The following is a 26,880-nucleotide window of genomic DNA, read 5'->3' as shown; positions in this document are numbered from 1 at the left end:
CTGAATCCCCGCGGTGTCCTGGCGTTTTTCGTCGGAACGCCGCCCGGAGCAAGCTCGCTTCTACAGGGAAACGCGTTCAATTGCGATCAGGCCGGCCACCGGCCGCCAATGCCCGACCATGTGCTCCAGGCCCCCGGCGCCCGTCAGTTGAAAGTCCCCGCTCGCCCCCGGTGCACTGGCCAGCAATTTCACCTCGCTGGGCAGCCGTACCGGCTTCTTGAACTGCACTGCGATCTCGACATTCGCTACTGGCAGATGCACGGCCAGCGCAGCCAGCGTGCGCGCCTTGTTCCACAGGCCATGGGCAATGGCGGTCGGGAAACCGAAGAGTCGGGCGCTGGCTGTGCTCAGGTGGATCGGGTTGTAGTCGCCGGACACTTTGGCGTATTGCCGGCCGATGTCCGACGGTGCTTTCCAGTGTTCGACTTCGGTCAGGGCCAGGCTGCTTGCCAGTTGCTCTTCGAGCGGTTCGCCCTCGAGTTTGGCGCTGCGACAGAGCATTCGGCTTTGCGCTTCCCACAATGGCCCCAACTGATCGTCGAGGGTGGTCAGCAAATCAAACGTCGCGCCTTTGGCGTGGGGTTGCAGGTTCTGCACCTGTACGCTGACGCGCCCCCGATTCACCCCGCCCATGGGCCGCAGCACACGAATTTGATTGCTCAGGTGAATCAGGCCCAGCAGCGGGAACGGGAAGTCCCTGGCCGTGAGTAATTGCATCTGCAAGGCAAAGCCAAGGATATGCGGGTAGGTCGGCGGCAGCAGGCCTTTGTCGGCGAAACCACAGACCTTGCGATAGGCCGCCAGGCGCCTGGAATCGACATCGACCCAGCAACGCAAGCCCGAAGCGGGCAAGGTGGTGCCGGTGATTTTTCGCCGTGTTGCCGCGCGTGCGTACAACCCCGGCAGGCTGGGTTCGCGGTTGAGTGTGTGCCAGTCGGTGATCATCCTTAAGCCCCCAGAACGCTTTGCCCGCATACGCGCAACGCTTGCCCGGTGAATGCGCCGGTGCCCGGTTGCGCCAGCCAGGCCACGGCCTCGGCGACGTCTTGCGGCAGGCCGCCCTGGCCGAGGGAGCTCATGCGCCGTCCCGCTTCGCGCAGGCCGAAGGGAATGTGTGCGGTCATCTGTGTTTCGATGAAGCCCGGTGCCACGGCGTTGATGCTGATGCTGCGCTCGTGTAGCAACGTTGCCCAGGCTTGCGCCAGACCAATCAACCCGGCCTTGCTCGCTGCGTAATTGGTTTGCCCGCGATTGCCGGCGATGCCGCTGATGGACGCCAGCAGAACCACCCGGCCGTTGTCGTGCAGGGTGCCGCTGTCGAGCAGAGCCTTGGTCAGAACTTGCGGCGCATTGAGGTTGACCGCCAGCACGGCGTCCCAGTATTCCGGGGTCATGTTGGCCAGGGTTTTATCCCGGGTGATGCCGGCGTTGTGCACCACGATGTCGAGGCCGTCGGGCAGCTGTTCGATCAATTGCGTGGCGGCGTCTTCGGCGCAGATGTCGAGGGTGATGCTGCGCCCGCCGAGGCGCGCGGCGAGGGCGTCGAGATCGATCCTGGCTGGTGGCACGTCGAGCAGGATGACGTCGGCACCATCACGGGCCAGGGTTTCCGCGATGGCGGCACCAATGCCCCGCGCCGCGCCGGTGACCAGTGCCTTGCGCCCGGCGAGCGGGCGTGTCCAATCGCTGACTGGCGTCGAACACGGATCCAAGCGAATGACCTGCCCGGACACGAAGGCGCTTTTGGGCGAGAGGAAAAACCGCAGCGGGCCTTCCAGTTGCGCCTCGGCACCTTCGCCGACATGGATTAATTGCAAGGTGCCACCGCTGCGCAACTCCTTGGCCAGCGAACGGCTGAAACCTTCCAGGGCACGCTGTGCGCTGGCGGCGAACGGGTCGCGCAAGGTTTGCGGATCGCGCCCGAGAATCACCAGGTGCGCGCAGTGATCGAGGTTTTTCATCAGCGGCTGGAAAAACTCGCGCAGTTGCTTGAGCTGATCGGTGTGCAGCAGATCACTGGCGTCGAACACCACGGCCTTGAGTTTCGGTCCATGGCCGGGAATCCAGGCCGTGGCCATTGAAGGCTTGGTGCCGTAGCTGTAGATCGCGTCGGTCAGGCGATTGGCGAAGGCGCTGACGTGGTCCGCCAACGGCCCGCCGCCGATCAGTAGTGCACCTTCTACAGGTCGCAGTCGGCCTGCTTGCCAGCGCTCCAGTCTGGTCGGCGCCGGCAGCCCCAGGGCGCCGACCAGGCGATGGCCGATGGACGAGTTGGCAAAGTCGATATAGCGGTCAGACATGGAACGCGCTCCGGCAGCTGGGGTTGAAAGTGTGGACCATGAATGGCGATCAGTCGTTCGATCCACGAGATAAGGCCTACGCTTGGTTACATTGTAGGAGCGAGCTTGCTCCGGGCGGTGTTCCGACGATGGCGGTGTGTCAGGCAACAACAATGTCGAATGTGCCGGCCTCATCGCGGGCAAGTCGGATCGCCGCACCGCCGCTCCCACAGGGACTGCGTTAATTTCAATTTTTTGCAGGAGCTTTTCATGACCCAGCTGCGCCGCGTCGCGATCATCGGCGGTAACCGGATTCCCTTCGCCCGTTCCAACGGCCCCTACGCCACGGCCAGTAACCAGGTGATGCTCACCGCCGCCCTCGAAGGCCTGATCGAGCGTTACAACCTGCACGGCCTGCGCATCGGTGAAGTGGTTGCCGGGGCCGTGCTCAAGTTGTCGCGGGACATGAACCTCACACGCGAATGCGTACTGGGTTCGCGACTGGCGCCAGCCACTCCGGCCTATGACATCCAGCAGGCATGCGGTACCGGGCTGGAGGCGGCGTTGCTGGTGGCGAACAAGATTGCCCTGGGCCAGATCGATTGCGGCATTGCCGGGGGCGTGGACACCACCTCGGATGCGCCGATCAGTGTCAGCGAGGGGTTGCGCAAAATCCTCCTGCAAGCCAATCGCGCGAAAACCACCGGCGACAAACTGAAAACCTTCCTGCAATTGCGACCCAGACATCTGATCCCCGAATTCCCGCGCAACGGCGAGCCGCGCACCGGGTTGTCCATGGGCCAGCATTGCGAGCTGATGGCCCAGACTTGGAACATCCCTCGCGAAGCACAGGATCAACTGGCGCTCGAGAGCCACCAGAAACTGGCCGCTTCCTACGCTGAAGGCTGGCACAACGACCTGGTGACACCGTTCCTGGGGCTTACCCGCGACAACAACCTGCGCCCGGACTCCACGCTGGAAAAGCTCGCCGCCCTCAAACCGGTGTATGAGAAAAGCGCCAGGGGCACCCTGACCGCAGGCAACTCCACGCCGCTGACCGATGGCGCGTCACTGGTGCTGCTGGGCAGCGAGGAATGGGCCAAGGCACGCGGGTTACCGATTCTTGCCTACTGGCGTGACGGCGAGGCGGCGGCGGTGGATTTCGTCAATGGCGCGGAAGGGTTATTGATGGCGCCGGTCTATGCCGTACCGCGCTTGCTCGCGCGCAATGGTCTGACCTTGCAGGACTTCGACTACTACGAAATCCACGAAGCCTTCGCCGCGCAAGTGCTGTGCACATTGAAGGCCTGGGAAGATCCGCAATATTGCCAAACCCGTCTCGGCCTCGATGCAGCGCTGGGCTCGATCGACCGCAGCAAGCTCAACGTCAAGGGCAGTTCACTGGCGGCTGGGCACCCGTTTGCCGCCACGGGCGGGCGCATCGTCGCCAACCTGGCGAAGTTGCTGGATGCGGCGGGCAAGGGGCGGGGACTGATTTCGATTTGCGCGGCGGGCGGGCAGGGTGTGACCGCTATTATCGAGCGCTGAGCAAGGTTTCTTGTTCCTGTTTTGACAGTGAGCTCGCTTTCGCTGGCAAGCCAGCTCCTACAGGTTGGGCCGTTGCGCACATGTGTAGGAGCTGGCTTGCCAGCGAATGGCCGCAAAGCGGCCACCGGGCAACAGGATCAGGTACGGAACCTGCGCACCAACCCGTCCAGCTCATTCGACAACCCGGCCAGGCTCTGGGAGTCCAGGCGTGCCGAGTTGGCCAGTTCCGCCACCCGTTGTGCATCGCCATGGATCTGGCTGATGTGTCGGTTGATGTCTTCGGCCACTTGATGCTGTTGTTCCGCCGCCGTGGCGATCTGGGTGTTCATGTCGCGGATCACGTCCACCGACTCGCGAATCTGCCCGAAACTGTTGCGCGCTTCGCCGATGCACGTCACCGATTGCTGGGATACTTCCAGGCTGGCGTGCATCTGCTGGGTCACCTGGCTGGTGCGTTTGGCCAGGTTGCCCAGCAGCCCGTCGATTTCCGCTGTGGAGTCGGCCGTGCGCTTGGCCAGGGCCCGCACTTCGTCGGCCACCACCGCAAAGCCGCGACCTTGTTCACCGGCCCGGGCCGCTTCGATCGCGGCGTTCAGCGCCAGCAGGTTGGTCTGCTCGGCGATCGAACGGATGGTTCCCAGGATCGACTGAATGTCGTTGCTGTCGCGCTCCAGCTGTTGCATCGACTGGGCCGACTGTTCGATTTCCTGGCTCAGGCGATCAACGCTGTTCACCGCCGCATCAATCTGCTGCTGACCTTCACGCGCCTGGCGCTGGCCGCTGTCGGCGGATTCCGCCGCCTGACTGCAAGAGCGTGCGACTTCGTTGGCGGTGGCGACCATTTCGTGGAACGCTGTGGACACCATGTCCACTGCTTCACGCTGGCGTCCGGCGGCTTCGGCCATGTCGCTGGAGACCTGGGTCGAGCTCTTGGAGGTGTCGAGGATCTTGCCCGCCGCACCGCCGATGTTCTGGATCAGGTGGCGAATCGCCGTCAGGAACTGGTTGAACCAGTTGGCCAGTTGCGCGGTTTCGTCGTTGCCACGGATTTGCAGGTTCTGGGTCAGGTCGCCTTCGCCCTGGGCGATGCCTTCCAGGCCGCTGGCCACGCTGCGGATCGGGCGCACGATGAGGCTGGCAAAACTGGCGCCGACGATGGCGAAGACCACGGCCAGTACGGCAGCAATGATGGCGATCAACCAGGTCAACTGGGTGGCGGAGCTCATCACGTCGTCCTGTTTGATCAGGCCGATGAAGGTCCAGCCCAGTTGCTCTGATGGCCAGACGTTGGCCATGTAGCGCTCGCCGTTCAGCTCCACTTCCACCAGGCCCTTGCCGGCCTTGGCCAGTTGCGCGTAGCCGTCACCAAGGCTGTTCAGCGGTTTGAAGTTGTGTTCCGGTTGTTTCGGGTCCACCAGGACCGTGCCGGTGTTTTCCAGCAGCATCAGGTAACCGGTTTCACCGAGCTTGATCTGTTTGACGATTTCGGTGAGCTGCTTGAGCGTCACGTCGATGCTGACTACGCCGCCGTTGGTGCCCAATTTGTTGTCGATAGTGCGCACGGTGCTGACGTAGGTCGCGTCGTCCTGGGCCCAGTAATAGGCCTCGGTACGGAACGGCTTGCCCGGTTTGGCCTGGGCCGCCTTGTACCAGGGGCGCTGGCGCGGGTCGTAGTTGCTCAGCTTCGGATCATCCGGCCACGACACGTAGCCGCCCGCCGCCGTGCCGAGGATGGCATAGGCGTAGGCCGGGTGGCTGTTGCCCAGGTCCTGAAGCAGAGTGAAGACTTTCTTGTCCATCTCGCCCTGGGGAATGCTCTCGGCGTTGGCGCCCATGTAAGTCTTGAGGCTGTCGTCGGAGTTTCGGATCAGCGGTTGCCTGGCCAGGTAATCGACGTTCTGGCTGATGCCGTCAAAGAACAATTGCATGGCGTTGCTGACCTGACGAATCTCGCGGGCACTGCCGTCGACGAATTCGTTCCTGGCGTCACTGCGCAGGTTCAGCACAACGAGGGTGGCGACCAGTACCACGGGCAGGCAGGCGATGATTGCAAACGCCCAGGTCAACTTCTGTTTGATGTTCATCCGCGCTCCAGATTTTCTTGTAGGCCCACGCAGTGCAGATGACTCGCGGTTTATTGGTAGCCGTAAACGTTCTTGGTCAACCCGGATCCTTGAGTGCGGCATCGCTTTTGTTGTGGCAGCGATTGTCGGACAAATCACGTTGTCACTAAGGACTTCGGCTGTTGTCGGAGGAAATTGAGGCCTGTTGGGAAAAATCCTGCGGAAGGTACGAACTGTGGTGTCAGCTTCTGTCGCAATTGGCCTCAATGCCCCTGCACAACAATTGATGCAGGCTCGGCTATGATCTGGAGCGACCCATGGTGGTCGTCGGTTTTACCCGATGAAATCGGCACATTGTGTGCTTCTGCAATGCTCATCAGTCGGCAACCCCTCCCCCCGGTGAGTGGATTGCCGTATAACGAATGACTTTCGCGTGTTTGGTAATAAAGGACCCACAATAAAAGCTGATGAAGACTCCAAAACGCATTGAACCCCTGATCGAGGACGGTCTGGTCGACGAGGTGCTGCGCCCACTCATGAGTGGTAAAGAAGCAGCTGTTTATGTGGTGCGCTGCGGCAACGAGTTGCGTTGCGCGAAGGTCTACAAGGAGGCGAACAAACGCAGTTTCCGTCAGGCGGCCGAGTACCAGGAAGGCCGCAAGGTGCGCAACAGCCGTCAGGCCCGTGCGATGGCCAAGGGCTCCAAATTTGGCCGCAAGGAAACCGAAGATGCCTGGCAGAACGCCGAAGTGGCGGCGCTGTTCCGTCTGGCCAATGCCGGTGTGCGGGTGCCCAAGCCGTTCGACTTCCTCGAAGGCGTGCTGCTCATGGAGCTGGTGGCCGACGAGTACGGCGATGCCGCGCCGCGTCTGAACGATGTGGTACTGGAGCCGGACCAGGCCCGCGAGTATCACGCGTATCTGATTTCCCAGATCGTGCTGATGCTGTGTACCGGTCTGGTGCACGGCGACCTGTCCGAGTTCAACGTGCTGCTGACGCCGACCGGTCCGGTGATTATCGACCTGCCACAAGCGGTGGATGCAGCGGGCAACAACCACGCATTCAGCATGCTGGAGCGGGATGTGGGCAACATGGCGTCCTACTTCGGGCGGTTCGCACCGGAGTTGAAGAAGACCCGATACGCCAAGGAAATGTGGGCCTTGTACGAGGCCGGCACCTTGCACCCGGCCAGTGTCCTGACCGGCGAGTTCGCCGATACGGAAGAGCTGGCCGACGTGGGCGGTATCATGCGCGAAATCGAGGCCGCACGCCTGGACGAAGAGCGCAAGCAAGCGGCACGCGCGGCAGATGACGCGCCGACCAACAAGGCTGAAGAACCGCCTCCGCCATGGATGCAGTGATCGGCTAAAGAAAAACCCGGCTTCGGCCGGGTTTTTTGTGTGCAGATTCAATAATTATGTCGCCTGACAGTCCGCCATCGCGGGCAAGTCGGATCGCCGCACCGCCGCTCCCACAGATTTTGTGCCAAGCCCGAATTATGTGACCGGCACTGAAACCTTGTGGGAGCGGGCTTGCCCGCGATGGCGTCGGTACAGCCGGCATCAATGCATCAGGCGCGAATTGATTCGGTGCAACAACCCGACTCAAGATTCTTGAGGATCGGGCAATCCGGCCGATGATCGCCGTGACAGTGCTCAACCAGATCCTGCAAGGTGTCGCGCAACTGCCCCAGCTCACGGATCTTCCGGTTCAACTCATCGATGTGCTGGCGGGCCAACGCCTTCACATCGGCGCTGGCACGCTGGCGGTCTTGCCAGAGGGTCAGCAACTTGGCGACTTCTTCCAGGGAAAATCCCAGGTCCCGCGAGCGCTTGATGAACGCCAGCGTGTGCAGGTCGTCATCGCCATACACCCGATAACCGCTATCAGTGCGATGGGCCGCCTTGAGCAGGCCGATGGATTCGTAATAACGGATCATCTTTGCGCTCAGGCCGCTGTGGCGGGCCGCTTGGCCGATGTTCATCGGTTGTCCTCCAGGTCCTTGGGTTTCCAGGTTTTCAACAGTAGCGCATTGCTCACCACGCTGACGCTCGATAACGCCATGGCCGCACCGGCCAACACCGGATTGAGTACGCCAGACACGGCCAACGGAATGCCGATCAGGTTATAGACGAAGGCCCAGAACAGATTCTGGCGGATCTTTGCGTAGGTCTTGCGGCTGATCTCCAATGCGGCCGGCACCAGTCGCGGATCGCCACGCATCAGGGTGATGCCGGCCGCGTGCATGGCGACATCAGTGCCACCACCCATGGCGATGCCGATGTCGGCGGCAGCCAGTGCCGGGGCATCGTTGATACCGTCGCCGACCATCGCCACCACGCCGGTTTCTTTCAAGGCGGTGACCGTGGCGGCTTTATCCGCCGGCAGCACTTCGGCATGCACATCCTGGATGCCCAGCGCCTCGGCCACCACGTTGGCGCTGCCGCGATTGTCGCCGGTCAGCAGGTGGCTGCTGATGTTCCGTGCACTCAGTTGTTGCACCGCTTGCAGCGCGCCGGACTTGAGTGTGTCACCGAAGGCGAACAGGCCCAGCACTTGTGGCTCGGGGGATTGTTCGATCAGCCAGGACAAGGTCCGGCCTTGTTTTTCCCACGCGATCGCCGAGTCGGCCAACGGCCCTGCGTTCAAGCCGCTGTCCTCCAGCAGGCGACGATTGCCCAGCGCCAGGCGACGCCCTTCGAGGTTGCCGGCGATGCCGCGGCCGGTCAGGGACTGGCTGTCGCGGACATCGGCCACCTTCAAGTGGCGTTCGACACAGGCATCCAGAACAGCCTTGGCCAGCGGATGCTCACTGCCGCGTTGCAGGGCACCGGCCAATTGCAAAAGGCGCGCCTCATTACCGTCGATGGCACTCAGATGAGCAATACGCGGGGTACCGGAGGTCAGGGTGCCAGTCTTGTCGAATACCACCGCGCTGACTTCATGGGCGCGCTCCAGTGCTTCGGCGTCCTTGATCAGAATCCCGTAGCGTGCCGCCACGCCAGTGCCGGCCATGATCGCCGTCGGCGTGGCCAGGCCCAGGGCGCATGGGCAGGCGATTACCAGCACCGCCACGGCGTTGATCAGCGCGGTTTCCATCGGCGCGCCATACAACCACCAGCCGATCAGGGTTGCCAGGGCAATCAGCAGCACCGTGGGTACGAACACCTGGCTGACTTTATCCACCAGTTTCTGGATCGGCGCTTTTGCGGCCTGGGCGTCTTCCACCAGACGAATGATCCGCGCCAGCACGGTCTCCGCGCCGAGGGCCTGGGTGCGCACCAGCAAGCGGCCTTCGCTGTTGATCGCGCCGCCGGTGACTTTGTCACCGGGCTGCTTGGGCACCGGCAAACTCTCGCCGCTGATCAGGGCTTCGTCGGCATGGCTCTGGCCTTCAATGACTTCACCGTCCACCGGAAAGCGTTCACCGGGTTTGACCAGCACCAGGTCATTGAGGCGCAGGGCGCTGATGGCGACGTCTTGCTCGTGACCATCGGTCACCCGAGTCGCCCGCTCCGGACGCAAGGCTTCCAGGGCGCGGATGGCGCTGGCGGTCTGGCGCTTGGCGCGACTTTCCAGGTACTTGCCCAGCAGCACCAGGGCGATCACCACCGCCGAGGCTTCGAAATACAGATGCGGCATGCGCCCGGCGGCGGTGGCCCATTCGTACACGCTCAAGCCGTATCCGGCGCTGGTGCCCAGGGCGACCAGCAGGTCCATGTTGCCGGCTCCGGCACGCACGGCTTTCCACGCGGCGACGTAAAACCGTGCGCCGAAGATGAACTGCACGGGCGTGGCCAGGGCGAATTGCGCCCAGGCCGGGAGCATCCAGTGCACGCCGAAGGGCTGTAGCAGCATCGGCAATACCAGCGGCAAGGCGAGGACAATGGCGATGATCAAGGCCCTGCGTTCGCGATGCAGGCGTTGTTGCTGATTGTCGGTTGACGGGTGTTCGGCTTCCCATACGCTGGCGGTATAGCCAGCCTTGGCCACCGCTGCGATCAAGGTTTGCGGATCGATCTGGCCGAGCAGTTCCAGGTGGGCACGTTCGCTGGCCAGGTTGACGCTGACGCTTTTCACTCCCGCAACCTTGCCCAGCGCCCGCTCGACCCGACCGACGCAGGACGCGCAGGTCATGCCGTCGATGCTCAGTTCCAGATTCTGCTGCGGCACGCTGTAGCCGGCTCTGGCTACGGCCTCCATCAAGGCAGGCAAACTGTCGCTGGGTGCCTGGACCCGGGCCTGTTCAGTGGCAAGGTTGACGCTGACGGCACTGGCGCCAATGACTTTGCTCAAGGCGCGCTCGACACGCCCGGCGCAACTGGCGCAGGTCATGCCGGCAATCGGCAGGTCGAACGTGGTGGATTCGGACATCGGTCGCACTCCCTGTAGTAGATGACCACAGGATCAACCTTGCCATGTTGGCAAGGTCAAGTGCCATGTTTCAGATCAAGTAACTCATCAGTAACCAAGACCGGCGCGCTTGAGGTACATCCCTTCCTGGGTCATCGCGATCCGGTACTTGAGCACATCCCCGGCCTTGAGCTGGATATCCTGCGAACCCGGCGCGAGCATGCCCGGATTGCAACCCGGCACCTGACCCGGAAGTAACTTGAGGCGCAGCGAGACGTTGCCCGGCGGCAAGTTGAACGAGGTGCTCTGCTCCTGAAACAGCCGCGCCGCCAGTTGATCGTGGATGTACACACCGATTTCGCAGCTGGTCGCGACTTCCAGGCGCTCGCGGGAAATGATCAGCACGCCATAATCCTGACCGGCAGCATTGACCGAAGGCATGGCGGCGAAAAGGCTGAGAAAGCCAAACAGGCTGAAAACCGACCAGCGCATGGCTGAATCTCCTGAGTTCGAGTCATTGATGGACGCAGCTTGGCCGAGCCCGCCGCCGATTGCCAGCCCGGCAGCTAACGTCAGAACTTGACCTTGCCATGGTGGCAAGCTCGAAACTGGGCTCAACCCTCAGTAAAGGAGTCATACCATGCAAGTGTTCAACGTTGAAGGCATGTCTTGTGGTCACTGCGTCAAGGCCATCACTCAGGCGGTCCAGGCCAGGGATCCGGCGGCCAGTGTGCAGGTCGATCTGGCGGCCGGGGAGGTCGGTGTCGAAAGTGCACTGACCGCCCAGCAAGTGATCGAGGCCATCAGCGAAGAAGGTTACGGCGTCAAATTGGCCTGATTTTAATAGTTAGCGAGCTATCTGATTGTTCAAGGCGTCCATGCGCGGCTAGACTGTCGGGCTGCCGACTCTGTCCCACTGGATGCCTGATGAACTTCCGTACCATTCTGATTCTCGGCGCCTTGAGCGCTTTCGGTCCGCTGGCGATCGACTTCTATCTGCCAGCCTTTCCGGCCATGGCACTGGCCTTCGGGACGGACGAAAATCACGTTCAGATGACGTTGGCGGCGTACTTCCTCGGCCTGTCCATCGGTCAACTGGCTTATGGCCCGGTGGCGGATCGCTTCGGGCGGCGCATTCCATTGCTCACCGGTGTCGGCTTGTTTACCGCCGCCTCTCTGGCATGTGCTTATGCGCCGAACCTGGAATGGCTGATCGGTGCGCGTTTCGTCCAGGCCTTGGGCGGCTGCGCCGGGATGGTGATTTCCCGGGCGGTGGTCAGCGACAAGTGTGATGCGGTGGGTTCGGCAAAAGTCTTTTCGCAGTTGATGCTGGTGATGGGGCTTGCCCCCATCCTCGCGCCATTGCTGGGTGGCTTGTTGGTCAACACGACAGGCTGGCAGTCAATCTTCCTGGCCCTGACCGGATTCAGTGCGCTGGCGGGGCTGGCGGTTGCGACGGGATTGCCGGAAAGCTTGCCGGCCCACGTGCCGCGTCAACCGCTGTCGGGTGCGCTGCGTCAGTACGGTCGATTGCTGGCTGACCCGATATTTCTTGGCCATGCCTTGACCGGGGGCATCGCCATCGCCGGGATGTTTGCCTACATTGCCGGTTCTCCCTTCATCATTATCAAGCTCTACGGCGTTCCGGCCGAGCACTTTGGCTGGCTGTTCGGCACCAATGCCGCGGGCTTCATTCTGGTGGCACAGGTTAATGCGCGGTTGCTGGCCAAGCGTGGTCCGGCCTACTTGCTGGCGCGCGCAGTGTGGGTTTACCTGGCAGCCGGCGTGGCGCTGCTCGCGGTCAGCTCCCTGCACACGGCACAACTGTGGCCGCTGCTGATTCCATTGTTCATCTGTATCGCCAGCCTCGGTTGCATCAGCCCCAATGCCGCGGCCTGCGCGATGAGCGGGCAGGGCGGACGGGCCGGTAGTGCGTCGGCGCTGCTCGGTTGCCTGCAATTCAGCGTAGCTGCCGGTGCCTCTGCGCTGGTGGGTGTGCTGCATGACGGCAGCGCCGTGCCGATGGCCATGGTCATCAGCCTGTGTGGAGTTCTGGTGGTGAGCGCGGCGATGCTCACCCGGCGTTTGCAAAATGCCCGGGCGCTGGCGCAAGCCCAGGTCTGAGGCCGGAGTCAGCCGGCTGCACGCTGCGGGTGGAGGACGGGAATCTGGTGAGGGGCTTGGATGCGGGCTTCGAGGGTACGCGTGAAAGCGCGAGCTTCTGCTTCGCTGCGGAACGTCACGGCATGTTGATCTAAGCGAACTTGCCACTGGGACTTTGCCAGTTCTTTTATCAGGATCTTCATAGCCGAACTCCTCTTGTAAAAGATGTCTCGTAAAAGACGTTACGCAAAAGACTGCCTCACAGGAGATTCGATTGTAGTCCCGAATACGAGCAGCATTGTGACAAGGGGCAACTGTCGGACTGACGGTTTGTAACTAAAAAAAACACGACTTTTCGGTGGCGTCCGCAGGGGCTGTCTGTGACCCGGACGCCCCGGTCACAGACAAAAAACGCGGAAGGCTGATGAAATCAGCGATGGCTTTTTTCAGCGCTTCAGAACCCTTCCAGCACAATCTTGCCCTTGGCTTTGCCGCTCTCCAGCAGGGCATGGGCACGGCGCAAATTGGTCGCATTGATCGTGCCGAAGTGTTCGCCCATGGTGGTTTTCAGGGTTCCGGCGTCGATCAGCCTGGCGACGCGATTGAGCAGGTTGTGCTGCTCGATCATGTCCTGGGTTTCAAACAGTGAACGGGTGAACATGAACTCCCAGTGCAGTGACAGGCTCTTGCGTTTGAGCTTGGTCACGTCCAGCGACTTGGGATCATCGATCAGCGCCAGTTTGCCTTGGGGTACCAATGCCTCGATCAGTTGGTCCAGGTGCTGGTCGGTCTGGGTCAGGCTGGCGACGTGGGTGACCTGATCCACGCCGGCACGTTTGAGTGCTTCGCTCAGTGGCTGGCTATGGTCGATCACCAGATCGGCGCCCAATTCCTTCACCCAGCTTTGGGTCTGTGGACGTGAAGCGGTGCCGATGACTTCAAGGGCCGTGAGTTGGCTGGCCAGTTGCGTAAGAATCGAGCCCACGCCACCCGCCGCGCCGACGATCAACAGGCTCTGGCCTTCATCGGTTTTGCCTTCGCGCACTCGCAGGCGTTCGAACAACAGTTCCCACGCCGTGATCGCAGTGAGCGGCAGGGCAGCGGCCTCGGCGAAATCGAGGGTCTTCGGCATGTGGCCGACGATGCGCTCGTCCACCACATGCAACTCGCTGTTGCCGCCCGCACGCGCGATGGAGCCGGCGTAATACACCTTGTCGCCGACCTTGAACAGTTTCACTTCACTGCCCACCGCCTTGACCACGCCGGCCACGTCCCAACCCAGCACCTTGGCTGCGCCGCCTTCGGGCTGGACGCTCTGGCGCACCTTGGTGTCCACCGGGTTGACCGAGATGGCTTTGACTTCCACCAGCAAGTCGCCGGGGCCGGCAACCGGTTCCGGCAGTTCGATGTCTTGCAGAGCCTTGTCGTCACCGATCGGCAACGAGGCGTAGTAGGCAATGGCTTTCATGGGCGACTCCTGAACACTAATTAAAGAAGAGATTCGATAGGGGAGATGATTGGCTATTTCTCCTGAAGATAAAACCGGCTAAAAGAGCAGTCTCTTTCAATATTTCTTTGATAATTGGTGCTCTTGATGCTGCGTTTCGATGACTTGCAGTTGTTTGTCCGGGCGGCGGACCTGGGCAGCCTGTCCGCCGCCGCGCGAGGCATGGACATGTCGGCGGCAGTGGCCAGTGCGGCGCTCAAGCGCATCGAACAGCAACTCGGCGCCCGTTTATTGGCCCGTTCGACCCGCAGCCTGCGCCTGACCGCCGAAGGCGAGGGCTTTCTCGAATACGCCCGCGCGGCCTTGAGCAATCTCGACGAGGGCCGGCGATTACTGGCCCGTGGTCAGGACCAGGTCAGCGGGGTTCTGCAACTGTCGGCGCCATCGGACTTTGGCCGCAATCTGCTACTGCCCTGGCTCGACGAGTTTCAACGCGAGCATCCGAAACTGACCGTGCGTCTGCTGCTGGGGGACCGCATCGCCGACCTGTTTCGCCAACCGGTAGACGTTGCCCTGCGCTACGGTGAGCCGGAGGACTCCAGCCTGGTGGCGCTGCCCATCGCCCCGCAGAACCGCCGGGTGTTGTGCGCCGCTCCCGGCTATCTGGCTCGTCACGGCGAACCGCGGCAGCTGGAGCAACTGGCACAGCACAATTGCCTGTTGTACATGCTTGGCAGCCGGGTCCACGATCACTGGAGCTTTCACGACGGCAAACGCGAAGTCAGCCTGACCGTCAGCGGCGACCGCTTCAGCGACGACGCCGATGTCGTGCGCCTTTGGGCCGTGGCAGGTACCGGTATCGCTTATAAATCCTGGCTCGATGTCGCCGCCGATGTACTGGCCGGCCGCTTGAAGGTGCTGATGCCGGAGCTGCTCTGTGAGCGCGCACCGCTGAATCTGTTGTGCGCCCATCGCGCACAATTGAGTAAGCCAGTGAACCTTCTGCGGGAAATGCTTGCCAGTCGATGCGCCTTTTTGAGTAGTCAATTTCCGGGCTTTTCGGATATCGCTCATTAGTCGCACAAAAAAAAGAGAAATTTCTCTCGGGAACGATCACCACCTATGCCGGGCGGAGGACAGGTTCCAACGACCAACCCGCATATACTAGCGCCCTCATCATATAAGTAGCGTCGATCCACCAATGACGGGTCCACACTCGGGTCGGCCCGGCTGCACGGTCATCCTTCTGACCTTCGCAGCATCGGCCAGGCAGCGCTAGTGAGTGAGCAATGCGTTGCCGGGTTTATGGCAGTTTCCACGAATTGGCCGACGACACATTACGGATCAAGATGTTTCTGGGCAGTAGACGAAACGATTCAACAGGGAGTGAATACATGGAACATGCACCTTGCATCAGCCAGATCGCCACATTGCTGGCTGACCCAAAGCGCAGCGCAATGATGTGGGCGTTGATGGATGGTTCGGCGCGAGCAACCGAAGAGTTGGCACTGCTGGCCGGCCTGTCACAGTCTTCGGCCAGTGCACACCTGGGACGTTTGTCCGCTGGAGGTCTGTTGAGGGTTGAAAACCGCGGCCGCAAACGCTTCTTCCGCCTGGCAGCTCCCGAGGTCGGGGCGGCCATCGAAGCACTGGCCAGCGCGACCTTCGCCAGCGCCCCCCAGGATGTTCGCGACGTATTCAAGCGCAATGCGCCGCTCGTCAAACCCCAGGTGGTGCGTTCGTCATTGTTGAGTGCCCGACTGTGCGGCGATCACTTGGGGGGCACCCTGTCCGCCGATCTGTATCAGCGACTGCAGGAGGCAGGCTGGATCGAGCATTTTGATCGGCGGGTCACGGTCACGCTCAAGGGCGCGACGGAGTTGGCGGCACGGGGAGTGTTCATCCAGGCGCTGGTCCATCACAACGGCAGGGTTGCTTGCGCGTGCCCTGACTGGAGCGAAAGACGCCCGCACATGGGCGGCTCGCTGGGCGCGGCATTGTTGCAACTGTTCATGCAGTCGGGGTGGCTGAGCCTGCCCAACGATTCCCGAGCCTTGCAGGTGACAGCCTCCGGGCAACGGGAAATTCATCGTTTCGCCAGTGAGACCGAGCTGGAAATGGTGTTGTAGGAGCCGGCTTGCCGGCGATGGCGGCCATCAATTCTGAAGGTGATGGCCTTTTCGCTGGCAAGCCAGCTCCTACAGGGTTTGCGTTTGCCTTCAGGGCTTTACCAACCGCGCATCGAGGCTGTTCTGCGCCAGGCGTCTGGCCTGATCCTGGGTCATGCCCAGGTGGGTGTGCAGTGCATGGAAGTTCTCGGTGACATAACCACCGAAGTACGCCGGATCATCGGAGTTCACGGTCACTTTCACGCCGCGTTCCAGCATGTCGAGAATGTTGTGCTGCGACATGTGATCGAACACGCAAAGTTTGGTGTTCGACAACGGGCACACGGTCAGCGGGATCTGCTCGTCGATGATTCGCTGCATCAGGCGCTCGTCTTCGATGGCGCGCACGCCATGGTCGATGCGCTGGATTTTCAACAGGTCGATGGCTTCCCAGATGTACTCGGGCGGGCCTTCTTCACCGGCGTGGGCGACGGTCAGGAAGCCTTCGTGACGGGCACGGTCGAACACGCGCTGGAACTTGCTCGGCGGATGGCCCATCTCGGAGCTGTCCAGGCCCACGGCGACGAACGCATCGCGGAACGGCAGCGCCTGGTCGAGGGTTTTCTGGGCCTCGTCTTCGCTCAGATGGCGCAGGAAGCTCAGGATCAAACCACTGGTGATACCCAGTTGCTGCTCGCCATCCTTCAGTGCGGCGGCGATGCCGTTGAGTACGACTTCGAACGGGATGCCACGGTCGGTGTGGGTCTGCGGGTCGAAGAACGGTTCGGTGTGAATCACGTTCTGTTCTTTGCAACGCAGCAGATACGCCCAGGTCAGGTCATAGAAATCCTGGGACGTGCGCAGCACATCGGCACCCCGGTAATACAGGTCGAGGAACTCCTGCAGGTTGTTGAAGGCATACGCCTTGCGCAGGGTTTCGACATCGTTCCATGGCAAGGCAATCTTGTTGCGCTCGGCCAGGGCGAACAACAGCTCGGGTTCCAGCGAGCCTTCCAGGTGCAGGTGCAGTTCTGCCTTGGGCAGGGCGTTCAGCCAGTCGTACATGATTCTTTTCTCATCAGGTGCAATGGTCGCCATTCTACAGGGGGTTGCCGCAACAATTGGTAAAACCTGACCAGGAGGTTCACCGCAGCGTTTCCAATTCCCGTCGCGTGGCCCAATCGTTGACGATGGAGGTCAGCACCGCTTTCGGTCCGATGTACGCCATGTCCGAAGCGTAGCCCACGGCGTACACGCCGCGACGCTCGGAGTCCTGGATCGGCGCGGGGTTGTATATGTTCAAGGCCAGCTGGATGGCGTTGATGTCGCGGATCACTTCCGGGATCAGGAACGAGGCGACGAAGCCGAGTTTCGGAGGGGCGTTGGCAATGGCAGTCAGGCTGGCGCTCAGACCGATGGCCGCCGCAACGGTGCACAGCAGCTTCTTCAACGGACAGTTGTGCATGAATTCGGACTCCATTTTGTCGTGAGGTTGGCTGGGCTCTTTGGCTTGCACAGGGCAATGCAAACTGCTGACCAACAGGGCAACAAAACTTGAAGTCGCGGTAGTGCCATCGCGAGCAGGCTCGCTCTCACAAAAGTACCGAGGTCTCTGTGGCAGCGAGCCTGCTCGCGACAGGTCCTTGAAGTGCGATAAAAGTGCATGGCGCTGCATAGCTGCCACCCACTGGTGCGCTAAGGCAAAACGAAACGTTAGCGCCACCCCGCAGTTTTAATCGGTGTGGTGTCAGACGCCAGCGATAAGCTGCCGCGCCGCCTGGCTGTGATCAGCGATCAATCCCTTCAAGTCGAGCCCCTCGACCTGCCCGTCAATCACTCGCCACTTGCCGCCGACCATCACCCGATCCGCGCGATCGGCGCCGCACAGCAGCAGTGCCGAGACCGGATCGTGGCTACCGGAGAAACGCAGTTCATCCAGCTTGAACAGGGCCAGGTCGGCCTGCTTGCCCACGGCCAGCTCACCGATATCGGTACGTCCCAACAGACTGGCCGAACCTTTGGTCGCCCAGCCAAGCACGCGTTCCGGGGTGATCTTCTCGGCGCCGTAGCGCAGGCGCTGGATGTACAGGGCCTGGCGGGCTTCGAGCATCATGTTCGAGGCATCGTTGGACGCCGAACCGTCCACGCCCAAGCCAAGCAAGGCACCGGCATCGGTCAGCTCGATGCTCGGGCAGATGCCCGAGGCCAGGCGCATGTTCGAACTCGGGCAATGGCAAATACCGGTGCCGGCGGCCCCGAGGCGGGCGATTTCATCCGGGTTGAAATGGATGCCATGGGCTAGCCACGTACGTGGGCCGAGCCAGCCAACACTGTCCAGATAGTCCACGGTGCGCAGGCCGAAGCGTTGCAGGCAGAACTCTTCTTCGTCGAGGGTTTCAGCCAGGTGGGTGTGCAGGCGCACGTCGAGTTTGTTCGCCAGTTCGGCACTGGCCGACATGATTTGCGGCGTCACCGAAAACGGCGAGCACGGTGCCAGGGCGATCTGGATTTGCGCACCATCACCGCGTTCGTGGTACTCGGCGATCAGTCGCTCGCTATCGGCGAGGATCACTTCGCCTTCCTGCACGGTCTGTTGCGGCGGCAGGCCACCGTCCTTTTCGCCAAGGCTCATGGAACCGCGGGTGAGCATGGCGCGCATGCCCAGTTCGCGAACGCTCTCGACCTGCACGTCGATGGCATTTTCCAGGCCTTGCGGGAACAGGTAGTGATGGTCGGCCGCAGTGGTGCAGCCGGACAGTAGCAATTCAGCCAACGCGACTTTGGTGGCGAGGGCGAGTTTTTCCGGGGTCAGGCGTGCCCAGACCGGGTACAGGGTTTTCAGCCACGGGAACAGCGGCTGATTGACCACCGGCGCCCAGGCGCGGGTCAGCGTTTGATAAAAGTGATGATGGGTGTTGATCAGGCCCGGCAGGATCACATGCTCGCGGGCATCGAACACTTCATTGCAGGGGCTGGACGGTTGCTGGCCGACGCCTAGCACTTCGACGATCAAGCCGTCTTGCAGCACCAGACCGCCACGGGCATCGAGACCGTTGGCCGTGAAAATGGCGAGGGGATTTTTTAACCAGGTACGGGTCGCAGGCATGTTGGCCGGCTCCTCTGAAAGTTGGGTTCAGGGTTGCCAGCTCAGTGTTGCCCTGTCTGCTGATCCAGGGTCGCCGGGGAGGCGAGGTGCGCAGTTTCGATCAAAACGGCCCGGCGGGCAAGCCCAGCCCGACAGGCAGATGCAACCCTCTGTAGGAGCTGGCTTGCCAGCGATGGTGTGTCAGTTGACGTGGATGTAGCTGACACACCATCGCTAGCAAGCTAGCTCCTACAAGGGGCCGGCGGTATTACCAGGGAATGGTCTCGCCCCGGTAATTGATGAAATGATGCCCGCCCTTGCCAACATACGCATTCACCTGATCAATCAGGCCACGGGTGCTGGTTTCGACGTCGATGTCCGCGCCTTCGCCGCCCATGTCGGTTTTCACCCAACCCGGGTGTAGCGACAGCACGGTGAGGCTGGTTTCGCCCAACTGAGTGACGAAGCTGTTGGTCATTGAGTTCAGCGCCGCTTTGCTGGCCTTGTACAGTGCCAGTTCCGGCGCATCGGGCATGGTCACGCTGCCCAGCACCGAACTCATGAACGCCAGCACGCCGGTGTCCGGGCGGATGTGCTCGACAAAACGCTGGGCCAGGTTGATCGGCGCCACGGCATTGGTGAAAAATAGCTGGCCGACGTCGGCCATCGTCGCGCCACCGTTCGGTGTCTGGACATCCGGCCCTTTGACCCCGGCATTGACGAACAACAGGTCAAACACATCGTCCTTGAGTTGTTGGCTCAGGGCCGATACCGCTTGCTGATCGTCCATGTCGAGCGTTTCGATCCGCACCTTGCCCAGGGCCTGCAAGGCTTCGGCTTTTTGCGGATTGCGCACGGTGGCGGTGACTTGCCAGCCGTCGGCCAACAGGGTTTTAACCAGCCCGAGGCCAAGCCCCCGGGAGGCGCCGATGATGAGTGCGGTTTTTGCCTTGGACATGAGTGGCTTCCTTGAAAATTCAGAGTCGTGGACTCAATGGACACTGTTGCCCGAGCCGTTGTTGCAACTCATCGCGCAGCGCGCCGAGTTCGGTCATGCGGGCTTCGATCAGTCTGAGTTTGTCTTGCAGCAGTTGCGTGACAGCACTGTCGGGATCGGGCGACTGCCAGATTGCAGCGACGCTGTTGCCGATCTCGCCGAGGGTAAAGCCCAGCCGTTGAGCGGTCTTGATGTACTGCACCAGTTGCACCATGTCTGGCGGATAGTCGCGATACCCGTTGGCGCTGCGTTGCGCCGCGATCAACCCGCGCTGCTCGTAGAAACGTAGCGTGTCGCGGCTGACGGCGCTGGCCTGGGCTAATTCACCGATGCGCATCATGACGTCTCGAAGGGGCTTGACCCTGGAGCATACTCCAGGCTTTAGCCTTGTTGCTCCCTGAATTGATGGAGCAATGTCGATGTGGACTGCAACGCAATATCGCCGCCTGGTGCAAGGCAGTGCCTGGTACGACCTGATCGTAACGGTCGCGTTTGTCACGCCGTGGAGTTTTGCGGCGTTGCATGGGATTTTGACCGGCGTGAGTCAGGCGTTGAATTTACCCGGTGAGCTGCCGCCGTTCGAACCGGTGCACATGCTGATGGCGAATCTGCTGGGGTCGATTGTCTGCGTGTGGGCGGTGCTGCGGATTCGTGATCCGCAGCAGGCTTATGGGCGGTATGACTCGGCCGCGAGGTTTCTGTTTGCGGCATGGCAGGCTTATGCCCTGATCCACGGCGCGAGTTCGCTGCTGGTGGTTTTTCTGGTGTTTGAATTGGCGTGGGGCGTGGCTCAGGTGTTGCCTGCTCGCGAAGAGGCCCGCCCAAACAACCCTGATTCCCGGCCTGCCACGGAGCCGGGCACCACATGGGGGCAATGCCGAGAATCAAGCCCTGATTTTGCTCGTGCGCCTTTGATCAAAAAATGAGCAAACCACCACAAGCCGTGTTGTACACGGCGCGGCGACGGCCATGAACGGGTTATCCACAGATTGCTCCACAGTATTTGTGCGCAAGCTCAAAGCATGGGCATAAGCACCGGGTGGCTTTCTTCTAAAGGCGATATGCCGATGTAACTGTTTGTTTTTATTTGAGTTTGCTGTGCTTGATGGCAGATTGGACGAAAATTGAGCAAAGCCCGCAAAGCCGCATGACAGAAGGGTTGCAGCGGTATGTGCTCAGGTTATCCACAGCCGGGTGCACAGCAGATGTGGGCAAGTATGGAATAAGCGAAAAAACGCTGTGCCCCAAAAGATCGCAGCCTGTGCCGGAGCGCTTTTAGCGCTGCAGCAAAATACGCCCGCGACTCAAATCGGCCAATTGTGACTGCAAGGTGTCGATTTGCGCATCACCCACGGCCAACTGCAACTCGACACCGTTGGCGGTGAAGGTTTCCTCCACAACCAATCCACCTGCCTCCGCCACCCGCAGCTTGACCAGGGCCAACTCGGCAAATCCGCAAGCGCAACGCAGCGGCACCCGGCTGATCAGCTCAATCTTTGGCGCTGCTTGCAGGCATTTGTTCGCACCACCGCCATAGGCCCGGGCGAGCCCACCGGTACCCAGTTGGATGCCGCCATACCAGCGAATCACCAGTACCGCGACCTGATCGCAATCCTGCGCCTCTATCGCCGCCAGAATCGGTCGGCCGGCCGTACCGCCGGGCTCGCCATCATCGGTGCTGCGATATTGATCGCCGAGCTTCCACGCCCAGCAGTTGTGAGAGGCGTTCAAGTCACTGTGCTGTTCAATGAATGCCTGGGCTTCGGCCGGGCTGGAGATTGGCGCGGCGAAGGTCATGAAGCGGCTTTTGCGAATCTCTTCGCGGTATTCGCAAAAACCGCTGAGGGTAAAGGGCATACGTACCTGAATGGCTACTTAAATGGCAGGTTTCAGGCCGCAGCCCTTGAGAATGATGCGGATCAGGTTGTCCCCGGCGTCTTCCATGTCTTGCCTGGTCAACCGGGTGCGCCCGGTGACGCGGCAGATCTGCGTGGCGAAGTCGGCGTAATGCTGGGTGCTGCCCCACAACAGGAAAATCAGGTGCACCGGGTCGACCGGGTCCATTTTACCGGCGTCGATCCAGGCCTGGAACACGCCTGCACGGCCCTGGAACCAGGCGCGATAATCCTGGTTGAAATACTCGGTCAGGCATTCGCCGCCGCTGATGACTTCCATGGCAAAGATCCGCGAGGCTTGCGGCTGGCGTCGGGAGAACTCCATTTTCGCGCGGATGTAGCGGGTCAAGGCTTCGGCCGGGTCGTCCTCGGCAGTGAGGGTGTTGAAGGTGCTGTCCCACAGTTCGATGATGTTGCTCAGCACCGCCACGTACAAACCGAGCTTGTTGGTGAAGTAATAATGCAGGTTGGCCTTGGGCAGCCCGGCGTTCTGGGCGATGGTGTTCATGCTCGTGCCTTTGTACCCGTGACGGGCGAACTCGTCTTCGGCGGCTTTGATGATGGTCTCTTCGTTTTTCTGACGAATGCGGCTGACGGGTTTTGCGCCGTGGGCTGGGACTTCAAAGGTCATAAGCACTTCCGAACGGGTGGGTGGGACGGCCAGTGCGTTGATATCGTACCCACCGGCTTCAGACAAGTCCTTATGTGGCGCAATGATCATTAACGCGTCGCGGCCAGGCTCTCCAGAAAACTCTCCAGCACCAGATGAGGTCGACGCCCCTTGCGTGTGACCGACGCCAGGCTGAGGTCATAGAAGCGCGTTTTTGCTTTCAATGCTCGCAACCGGCCTTGCTGCACCCAAAGACTCGCGTAGTGATCCGGCAGGTAACCGATATAGCGTCCGGTCAGGATCAGGAACGCCATGCCTTCGCGGTCCGAGGCGCTGGCGGTGCAATTGAGCGCCTGGTAGTGAGCCTGGATCTCCGCCGGCAAACGGAAGGTGGGCGCGATGGCGTCCTGACTGTTCAGGCGTCCGTCGTCCAGTTGTTTATCGTCGACATAAAACAGTGGATGGCCGACCGCGCAGTACAACAGCGATCGTTCGCTATACAGCGGTTGATACTCCAGCCCCGACAATGCGCTCGCCTGCGGCACCACGCCGACGTGCAGACGACCGTCGAGTACGCCTTGCTCGACTTCATTGGGCGCGATCATGCGGATCTGGATCTGAACATCCGGGCCGCGTTCTTTCAATTGCGCGAGGGCATGGGTGATGCGCATGTGGGGCAGGGTGACCAGGTTGTCCGTCAGGCCAATGATCAATTCGCCGCGCAAGTGCTGGTGCAGGCCATTGACCTCGGTGCGGAAGCTTTCCAGTGCACTTAACAGTTGCAACGCCGATTGATAGACCTCGCGGCCTTCTTCGGTCAGGGAAAACCCGGCACGCCCCCGTTGGCACAGGCGCAGACCGAGACGTTGTTCCAGATCGCTCATTTGCTGGCTGATCGCCGAGCGACCGATGCCCAGAACGGTTTCCGCCGCGGAGAAGCCGCCGCATTCCACCACGCTGCGAAAGATCCTCAGCAGGCGGATGTCAAAGTCGCTGACCTGGGCCAGCGGATCGGGACGGCGAGTGCTCATGCTTGTTACTCGAAAGTTTAGTAGTTGGCTGACTGAACATTAGAAAAGTTGCATTTCACCGACTTTATCCCCGTGGCAATTTAGCTGCAACAACGGTTTTCAATCCTTACGCCGCTTATTGCCTTGCGAGGTTTCGCCCATGAACTTGCCTGAAAACGCCCCGTCTTCCCTGGCCAGCCAGCTCAAGCTCGATGCTCACTGGATGCCTTACACGGCCAACCGTAACTTCCAGCGCGACCCGCGCCTGATCGTTGGCGCTGAAGGCAGCTGGCTGATCGACGACAAGGGCCGCAAGGTGTATGACTCGCTGTCGGGTCTGTGGACCTGTGGTGCCGGGCACACCCGCAAGGAAATCCAGGAGGCCGTGTCCAAGCAACTGGGCACCCTCGATTATTCGCCAGGCTTCCAGTACGGCCATCCGCTGTCCTTCCAGCTGGCTGAGAAAATCACCGACCTGACCCCAGGCAACCTGAACCACGTGTTCTTCACCGACTCGGGCTCCGAGTGCGCTGACACTGCAGTGAAGATGGTCCGCGCTTACTGGCGCCTGAAAGGCCAGTCGACCAAGACCAAAATGATCGGCCGTGCCCGTGGTTACCACGGTGTGAACATCGCGGGCACCAGCCTCGGTGGCGTGAATGGCAACCGCAAGCTGTTCGGTCAGGCGATGATGGACGTCGACCACCTGCCGCACACTTTGCTGGCAAGCAACGCTTACTCCCGTGGCATGCCGGAGCAGGGTGGTATCGCCCTGGCTGACGAACTGCTGAAGCTGATCGAACTGCACGATGCGTCGAACATCGCGGCGGTATTCGTCGAGCCATTGGCCGGTTCCGCTGGCGTGCTGGTTCCGCCTCAGGGTTACCTCAAGCGTCTGCGTGAAATCTGCGACCAGCACAACATCCTGCTGGTATTCGACGAAGTGATCACCGGTTTCGGCCGTACCGGCACCATGTTCGGCGCCACCACCTTCGGCGTGACCCCGGACTTGATGTGCATCGCCAAGCAAGTCACCAACGGCGCGATTCCGATGGGCGCGGTGATTGCCAGCTCCGAGATCTACCAGACCTTCATGAATCAGCCGACACCTGAATACGCGGTTGAATTCCCTCATGGCTACACCTATTCCGCGCACCCGGTGGCTTGCGCCGCGGGCCTGGCAGCGCTCGACCTGCTGCAAAAGGAAAACCTGGTGCAGAGCGTGGCCGAAGTCGCACCGCATTTCGAAAATGCGCTGCATGGCCTCAAAGGTACCAAGAACATCATCGACATCCGCAACTTCGGCCTGGCCGGCGCGATCCAGATCGCTGCACGTGACGGCGACGCCATCGTGCGTCCGTTCGAAGCCGGCATGGCGCTGTGGAAAGCCGGGTTCTACGTGCGCTTCGGCGGCGACACCCTGCAGTTCGGCCCAACCTTCAACAGCAAGCCGCAGGACCTGGATCGGCTGTTCGACGCGGTCGGCGAAGTGCTGAGCAAGATCGACTGATTTGACAACACACCTGTAGGAGCGAGCTTGCTCGCGATGGACGTAAACGATAATGGGGGCTGCCTGGATGAACGCGGCGCCCTCACCATCTTCGCGAGCAAGCTCGCTCCTACACAAAGCATCTATATATAGCAGGCGTCATTTCGTGGACGCCTGTGGACAACTTTTCAGGAGCTTCCATGAGCGTTATTCCGCATTTGATCAATGGCGAACTGGTGACCGAGAACGGTCGTGCGGTTGATGTGTTCAACCCGTCCACCGGCCAGGCTATTCACAAGTTGCCGCTGGCGACCCGCGAAACCATCCAGAGCGCCATCGACGCTGCCAAGGCTGCGTTCCCGGCCTGGCGCAACACGCCACCGGCCAAGCGTGCCCAGGTGATGTTCCGCTTCAAGCAACTGCTGGAGCAGAACGAAGCGCGTATCGCCCAATTGATCAGCGAAGAGCACGGCAAGACTCTGGAAGATGCGGCTGGTGAACTGAAGCGCGGCATCGAGAACGTCGAGTTCGCTTGCGCAGCACCGGAAATCCTCAAGGGTGAATACAGCCGTAACGTCGGCCCGAACATTGATGCCTGGTCTGATTTCCAACCGCTGGGCGTGGTTGCCGGTATCACACCGTTCAACTTCCCGGCCATGGTGCCACTGTGGATGTACCCACTGGCGATCGTCTGCGGCAACTGCTTCATCCTCAAACCGTCCGAGCGCGATCCAAGCTCGACGCTGCTGATCGCCCAGTTGCTGCTGGAAGCCGGTTTGCCTAAAGGCGTACTGAGCGTGGTGCACGGTGACAAGACTGCGGTGGACGCATTGATCGAAGCGCCGGAAGTCAAAGCGCTGAGCTTTGTTGGTTCGACGCCGATTGCCGAGTACATCTACTCCGAAGGCACCAAGCGCGGCAAACGCGTTCAGGCTCTGGGCGGCGCGAAGAACCACGCGGTGCTGATGCCGGATGCAGACCTGGACAACGCCGTCAGCGCACTGATGGGTGCAGCTTACGGTTCTTGCGGTGAGCGTTGCATGGCGATCTCGGTGGCTGTGTGCGTGGGCGATCAGGTGGCGGATGCGCTGGTGGCCAAGCTGGTGCCGCAAATCCAGGCGCTGAAAATCGGCGCCGGTACTTCTTGCGGTCTGGACATGGGGCCTCTGGTCACCGGCCAGGCCCGCGACAAAGTCAGCGGTTATGTAGAAGACGGCGTAGCCGCCGGCGCGACGCTGGTCGTGGACGGCCGTGGTCTGACCGTGGCTGGACACGAGGAAGGCTTCTTCCTGGGTGGCTGCCTGTTCGACAACGTCACGCCAGAGATGCGTATCTATAAAGAAGAGATCTTCGGGCCGGTGCTTTGCGTTGTTCGGGTCAACAGCCTGGAAGAAGCCATGCAACTGATCAACGATCACGAATATGGCAACGGCACCTGTATCTTCACCCGCGACGGGGAAGCGGCCCGGTTGTTCTGCGACGAGATCGAAGTCGGCATGGTCGGTGTGAACGTGCCGTTGCCGGTGCCGGTTGCCTATCACAGCTTCGGTGGCTGGAAGCGTTCGCTGTTCGGCGACCTGCACGCCTATGGCCCGGATGGTGTGCGTTTCTATACCCGCCGCAAAGCCATCACCCAGCGCTGGCCGCAGCGTGCGAGCCATGAAGCTTCGCAGTTCGCCTTCCCTAGCTTGTAAGTAGAAGGGCGAAGAAGGCCGACCCATTGGGTCGGCCTTTTTGTTTTCGGGGCATTTTTGACCTATATGACAGATTTGTGAAAATAGGTGTTGACGGCAGATTCTGGAGGCCTATAATTCGCCCCACTTCCGGCGCAGTCGAAACGGAAAACTCCTTGTAGAACAAAGAGTTACGCAGGTTTCGGCAGCAGGTTGCTTC

Annotated in this window: 24 protein-coding genes and 2 pseudogenes; 9 read left to right on the top strand and 17 right to left on the bottom strand. The window is 61.0% G+C overall.

Features of this window, described 5'->3' with window-relative positions:
- Window positions 1-60: 60 nt before the first annotated feature.
- The gene (locus PMI31_RS24845; RefSeq protein WP_008021953.1) at window positions 61-945 is read right to left on the bottom strand and encodes a MaoC family dehydratase; all 885 of its coding nucleotides are present in this window, start codon (window positions 943-945) and stop codon (window positions 61-63) included.
- Between the two features lie 2 nt (window positions 946-947).
- Window positions 948-2,300 (bottom strand): 3-oxoacyl-ACP reductase, encoded by a 1,353-nt coding sequence (locus tag PMI31_RS24840; RefSeq protein WP_008021949.1) that lies wholly within the window; start codon window positions 2,298-2,300, stop codon window positions 948-950.
- 249 nt (window positions 2,301-2,549) lie between these two features.
- Here PMI31_RS24840 and PMI31_RS24835 point away from each other — a divergent pair, with 249 nt between their 5' ends.
- Entirely contained in the window at window positions 2,550-3,827 is a 1,278-nt protein-coding gene (locus tag PMI31_RS24835) for an acetyl-CoA C-acetyltransferase (protein WP_008021947.1), read from the top strand.
- Window positions 3,828-3,964: 137 nt separating this feature from the next.
- Here the strand turns inward: PMI31_RS24835 and PMI31_RS31985 are convergent, their stop codons facing one another.
- Both PMI31_RS31985 and PMI31_RS31980 read right to left on the bottom strand, forming a co-directional pair.
- Window positions 3,965-4,693, bottom strand: a complete 729-nt coding sequence (locus PMI31_RS31985) for a methyl-accepting chemotaxis protein (protein WP_443217037.1) — start codon at window positions 4,691-4,693, stop codon at window positions 3,965-3,967.
- Window positions 4,694-4,822: 129 nt separating this feature from the next.
- A pseudogene (locus PMI31_RS31980) lies at window positions 4,823-5,911 on the bottom strand (cache domain-containing protein); the annotation flags it as partial.
- Window positions 5,912-6,357: 446 nt separating this feature from the next.
- Here PMI31_RS31980 and PMI31_RS24825 point away from each other — a divergent pair.
- Entirely contained in the window at window positions 6,358-7,251 is an 894-nt protein-coding gene (locus PMI31_RS24825) for a PA4780 family RIO1-like protein kinase (protein ID WP_008021943.1), read from the top strand.
- 209 nt (window positions 7,252-7,460) lie between these two features.
- Here the strand turns inward: PMI31_RS24825 and cueR are convergent, their stop codons facing one another.
- The 3 genes from cueR to PMI31_RS24810 form a co-directional block, all read right to left on the bottom strand.
- Window positions 7,461-7,874 carry a Cu(I)-responsive transcriptional regulator gene (gene cueR, locus PMI31_RS24820; RefSeq protein WP_008021941.1) on the bottom strand — a complete coding sequence of 138 codons (414 nt, stop codon included), beginning with the start codon at window positions 7,872-7,874 and terminating at the stop codon, window positions 7,461-7,463.
- Complete coding sequence (locus PMI31_RS24815) at window positions 7,871-10,264, bottom strand: heavy metal translocating P-type ATPase (RefSeq protein ID WP_008021939.1); 2,394 nt, start codon at window positions 10,262-10,264, stop codon at window positions 7,871-7,873. The genes cueR and PMI31_RS24815 overlap by 4 nt, the downstream gene beginning before the upstream one ends.
- A gap of 87 nt (window positions 10,265-10,351) precedes the next feature.
- Window positions 10,352-10,735, bottom strand: coding sequence for a hypothetical protein (locus tag PMI31_RS24810; RefSeq protein ID WP_008021937.1), 384 nt, complete (start codon window positions 10,733-10,735; stop codon window positions 10,352-10,354).
- A 148-nt stretch (window positions 10,736-10,883) separates the two neighbouring features.
- Here PMI31_RS24810 and PMI31_RS24805 point away from each other — a divergent pair, with 148 nt between their 5' ends.
- Window positions 10,884-11,081: a cation transporter gene (locus PMI31_RS24805; RefSeq protein ID WP_008021934.1), complete on the top strand. Its 198-nt coding sequence runs from the start codon at window positions 10,884-10,886 to the stop codon at window positions 11,079-11,081.
- An 89-nt stretch (window positions 11,082-11,170) separates the two neighbouring features.
- Entirely contained in the window at window positions 11,171-12,367 is a 1,197-nt protein-coding gene (locus PMI31_RS24800) for a multidrug effflux MFS transporter (RefSeq protein WP_008021933.1), read from the top strand.
- 8 nt (window positions 12,368-12,375) lie between these two features.
- Here PMI31_RS24800 and PMI31_RS31115 read toward each other — a convergent pair whose 3' ends face one another.
- Window positions 12,376-12,549, bottom strand: coding sequence for a hypothetical protein (locus tag PMI31_RS31115; protein ID WP_008021930.1), 174 nt, complete (start codon window positions 12,547-12,549; stop codon window positions 12,376-12,378).
- A gap of 251 nt (window positions 12,550-12,800) precedes the next feature.
- Complete coding sequence (locus tag PMI31_RS24795; RefSeq protein WP_008021929.1) at window positions 12,801-13,814, bottom strand: zinc-binding alcohol dehydrogenase family protein; 1,014 nt, start codon at window positions 13,812-13,814, stop codon at window positions 12,801-12,803.
- Between the two features lie 126 nt (window positions 13,815-13,940).
- Between PMI31_RS24795 and PMI31_RS24790 the strand changes: the two genes are divergently transcribed.
- Together PMI31_RS24790 and PMI31_RS24785 are read left to right on the top strand one after the other, a co-directional pair.
- Window positions 13,941-14,870, top strand: coding sequence for a LysR family transcriptional regulator (locus PMI31_RS24790; protein ID WP_008021927.1), 930 nt, complete (start codon window positions 13,941-13,943; stop codon window positions 14,868-14,870).
- Window positions 14,871-15,187: 317 nt separating this feature from the next.
- Window positions 15,188-15,922: an ArsR/SmtB family transcription factor gene (locus PMI31_RS24785; RefSeq protein WP_008021926.1), complete on the top strand. Its 735-nt coding sequence runs from the start codon at window positions 15,188-15,190 to the stop codon at window positions 15,920-15,922.
- A 90-nt stretch (window positions 15,923-16,012) separates the two neighbouring features.
- On the opposite strand, the gene PMI31_RS24780 is transcribed toward PMI31_RS24785, so the two are convergent.
- The 5 genes and pseudogenes from PMI31_RS24780 to PMI31_RS24760 form a co-directional block, all read right to left on the bottom strand.
- Window positions 16,013-16,966 (bottom strand): adenosine deaminase, encoded by a 954-nt coding sequence (locus PMI31_RS24780; RefSeq protein ID WP_008021924.1) that lies wholly within the window; start codon window positions 16,964-16,966, stop codon window positions 16,013-16,015.
- 112 nt (window positions 16,967-17,078) lie between these two features.
- Window positions 17,079-17,273: pseudogene (locus tag PMI31_RS31495) on the bottom strand (BMP family ABC transporter substrate-binding protein); the annotation flags it as partial.
- 375 nt (window positions 17,274-17,648) lie between these two features.
- Window positions 17,649-19,007: an 8-oxoguanine deaminase gene (locus PMI31_RS24770; protein WP_008021920.1), complete on the bottom strand. Its 1,359-nt coding sequence runs from the start codon at window positions 19,005-19,007 to the stop codon at window positions 17,649-17,651.
- A 247-nt stretch (window positions 19,008-19,254) separates the two neighbouring features.
- Window positions 19,255-19,944: an SDR family oxidoreductase gene (locus tag PMI31_RS24765; RefSeq protein WP_008021919.1), complete on the bottom strand. Its 690-nt coding sequence runs from the start codon at window positions 19,942-19,944 to the stop codon at window positions 19,255-19,257.
- Between the two features lie 19 nt (window positions 19,945-19,963).
- The gene (locus tag PMI31_RS24760; protein ID WP_043302637.1) at window positions 19,964-20,320 is read right to left on the bottom strand and encodes a MerR family transcriptional regulator; all 357 of its coding nucleotides are present in this window, start codon (window positions 20,318-20,320) and stop codon (window positions 19,964-19,966) included.
- Between the two features lie 82 nt (window positions 20,321-20,402).
- Between PMI31_RS24760 and PMI31_RS24755 the strand changes: the two genes are divergently transcribed.
- On the top strand, window positions 20,403-20,909 hold the full coding sequence (locus PMI31_RS24755; protein ID WP_008021914.1) for a hypothetical protein: 507 nt from the start codon (window positions 20,403-20,405) through the stop codon (window positions 20,907-20,909).
- Between the two features lie 349 nt (window positions 20,910-21,258).
- On the opposite strand, the gene PMI31_RS24750 is transcribed toward PMI31_RS24755, so the two are convergent.
- The 3 genes from PMI31_RS24750 to PMI31_RS24740 form a co-directional block, all read right to left on the bottom strand.
- Window positions 21,259-21,840 (bottom strand): IMPACT family protein, encoded by a 582-nt coding sequence (locus PMI31_RS24750; protein WP_008021912.1) that lies wholly within the window; start codon window positions 21,838-21,840, stop codon window positions 21,259-21,261.
- Between the two features lie 18 nt (window positions 21,841-21,858).
- Complete coding sequence (locus tag PMI31_RS24745) at window positions 21,859-22,509, bottom strand: TetR/AcrR family transcriptional regulator (protein WP_043302635.1); 651 nt, start codon at window positions 22,507-22,509, stop codon at window positions 21,859-21,861.
- A gap of 89 nt (window positions 22,510-22,598) precedes the next feature.
- Complete coding sequence (locus PMI31_RS24740; protein WP_008021909.1) at window positions 22,599-23,519, bottom strand: LysR family transcriptional regulator; 921 nt, start codon at window positions 23,517-23,519, stop codon at window positions 22,599-22,601.
- Window positions 23,520-23,658: 139 nt separating this feature from the next.
- Between PMI31_RS24740 and PMI31_RS24735 the strand changes: the two genes are divergently transcribed.
- Together PMI31_RS24735 and PMI31_RS24730 are read left to right on the top strand one after the other, a co-directional pair.
- Window positions 23,659-25,008: an aspartate aminotransferase family protein gene (locus PMI31_RS24735; RefSeq protein WP_008021908.1), complete on the top strand. Its 1,350-nt coding sequence runs from the start codon at window positions 23,659-23,661 to the stop codon at window positions 25,006-25,008.
- Between the two features lie 179 nt (window positions 25,009-25,187).
- Complete coding sequence (locus PMI31_RS24730; protein WP_008021905.1) at window positions 25,188-26,681, top strand: CoA-acylating methylmalonate-semialdehyde dehydrogenase; 1,494 nt, start codon at window positions 25,188-25,190, stop codon at window positions 26,679-26,681.
- The last annotated feature ends 199 nt before the right edge of the window (window positions 26,682-26,880 follow it).

This window comes from Pseudomonas sp. GM55, assembly GCF_000282395.1.
Lineage (GTDB): Bacteria > Pseudomonadota > Gammaproteobacteria > Pseudomonadales > Pseudomonadaceae > Aquipseudomonas > Aquipseudomonas fluorescens_CC.
The sequence above is the reverse complement of the archived record's forward strand: the minus strand, read 5'-3'. Positions and strand labels throughout refer to the sequence as shown.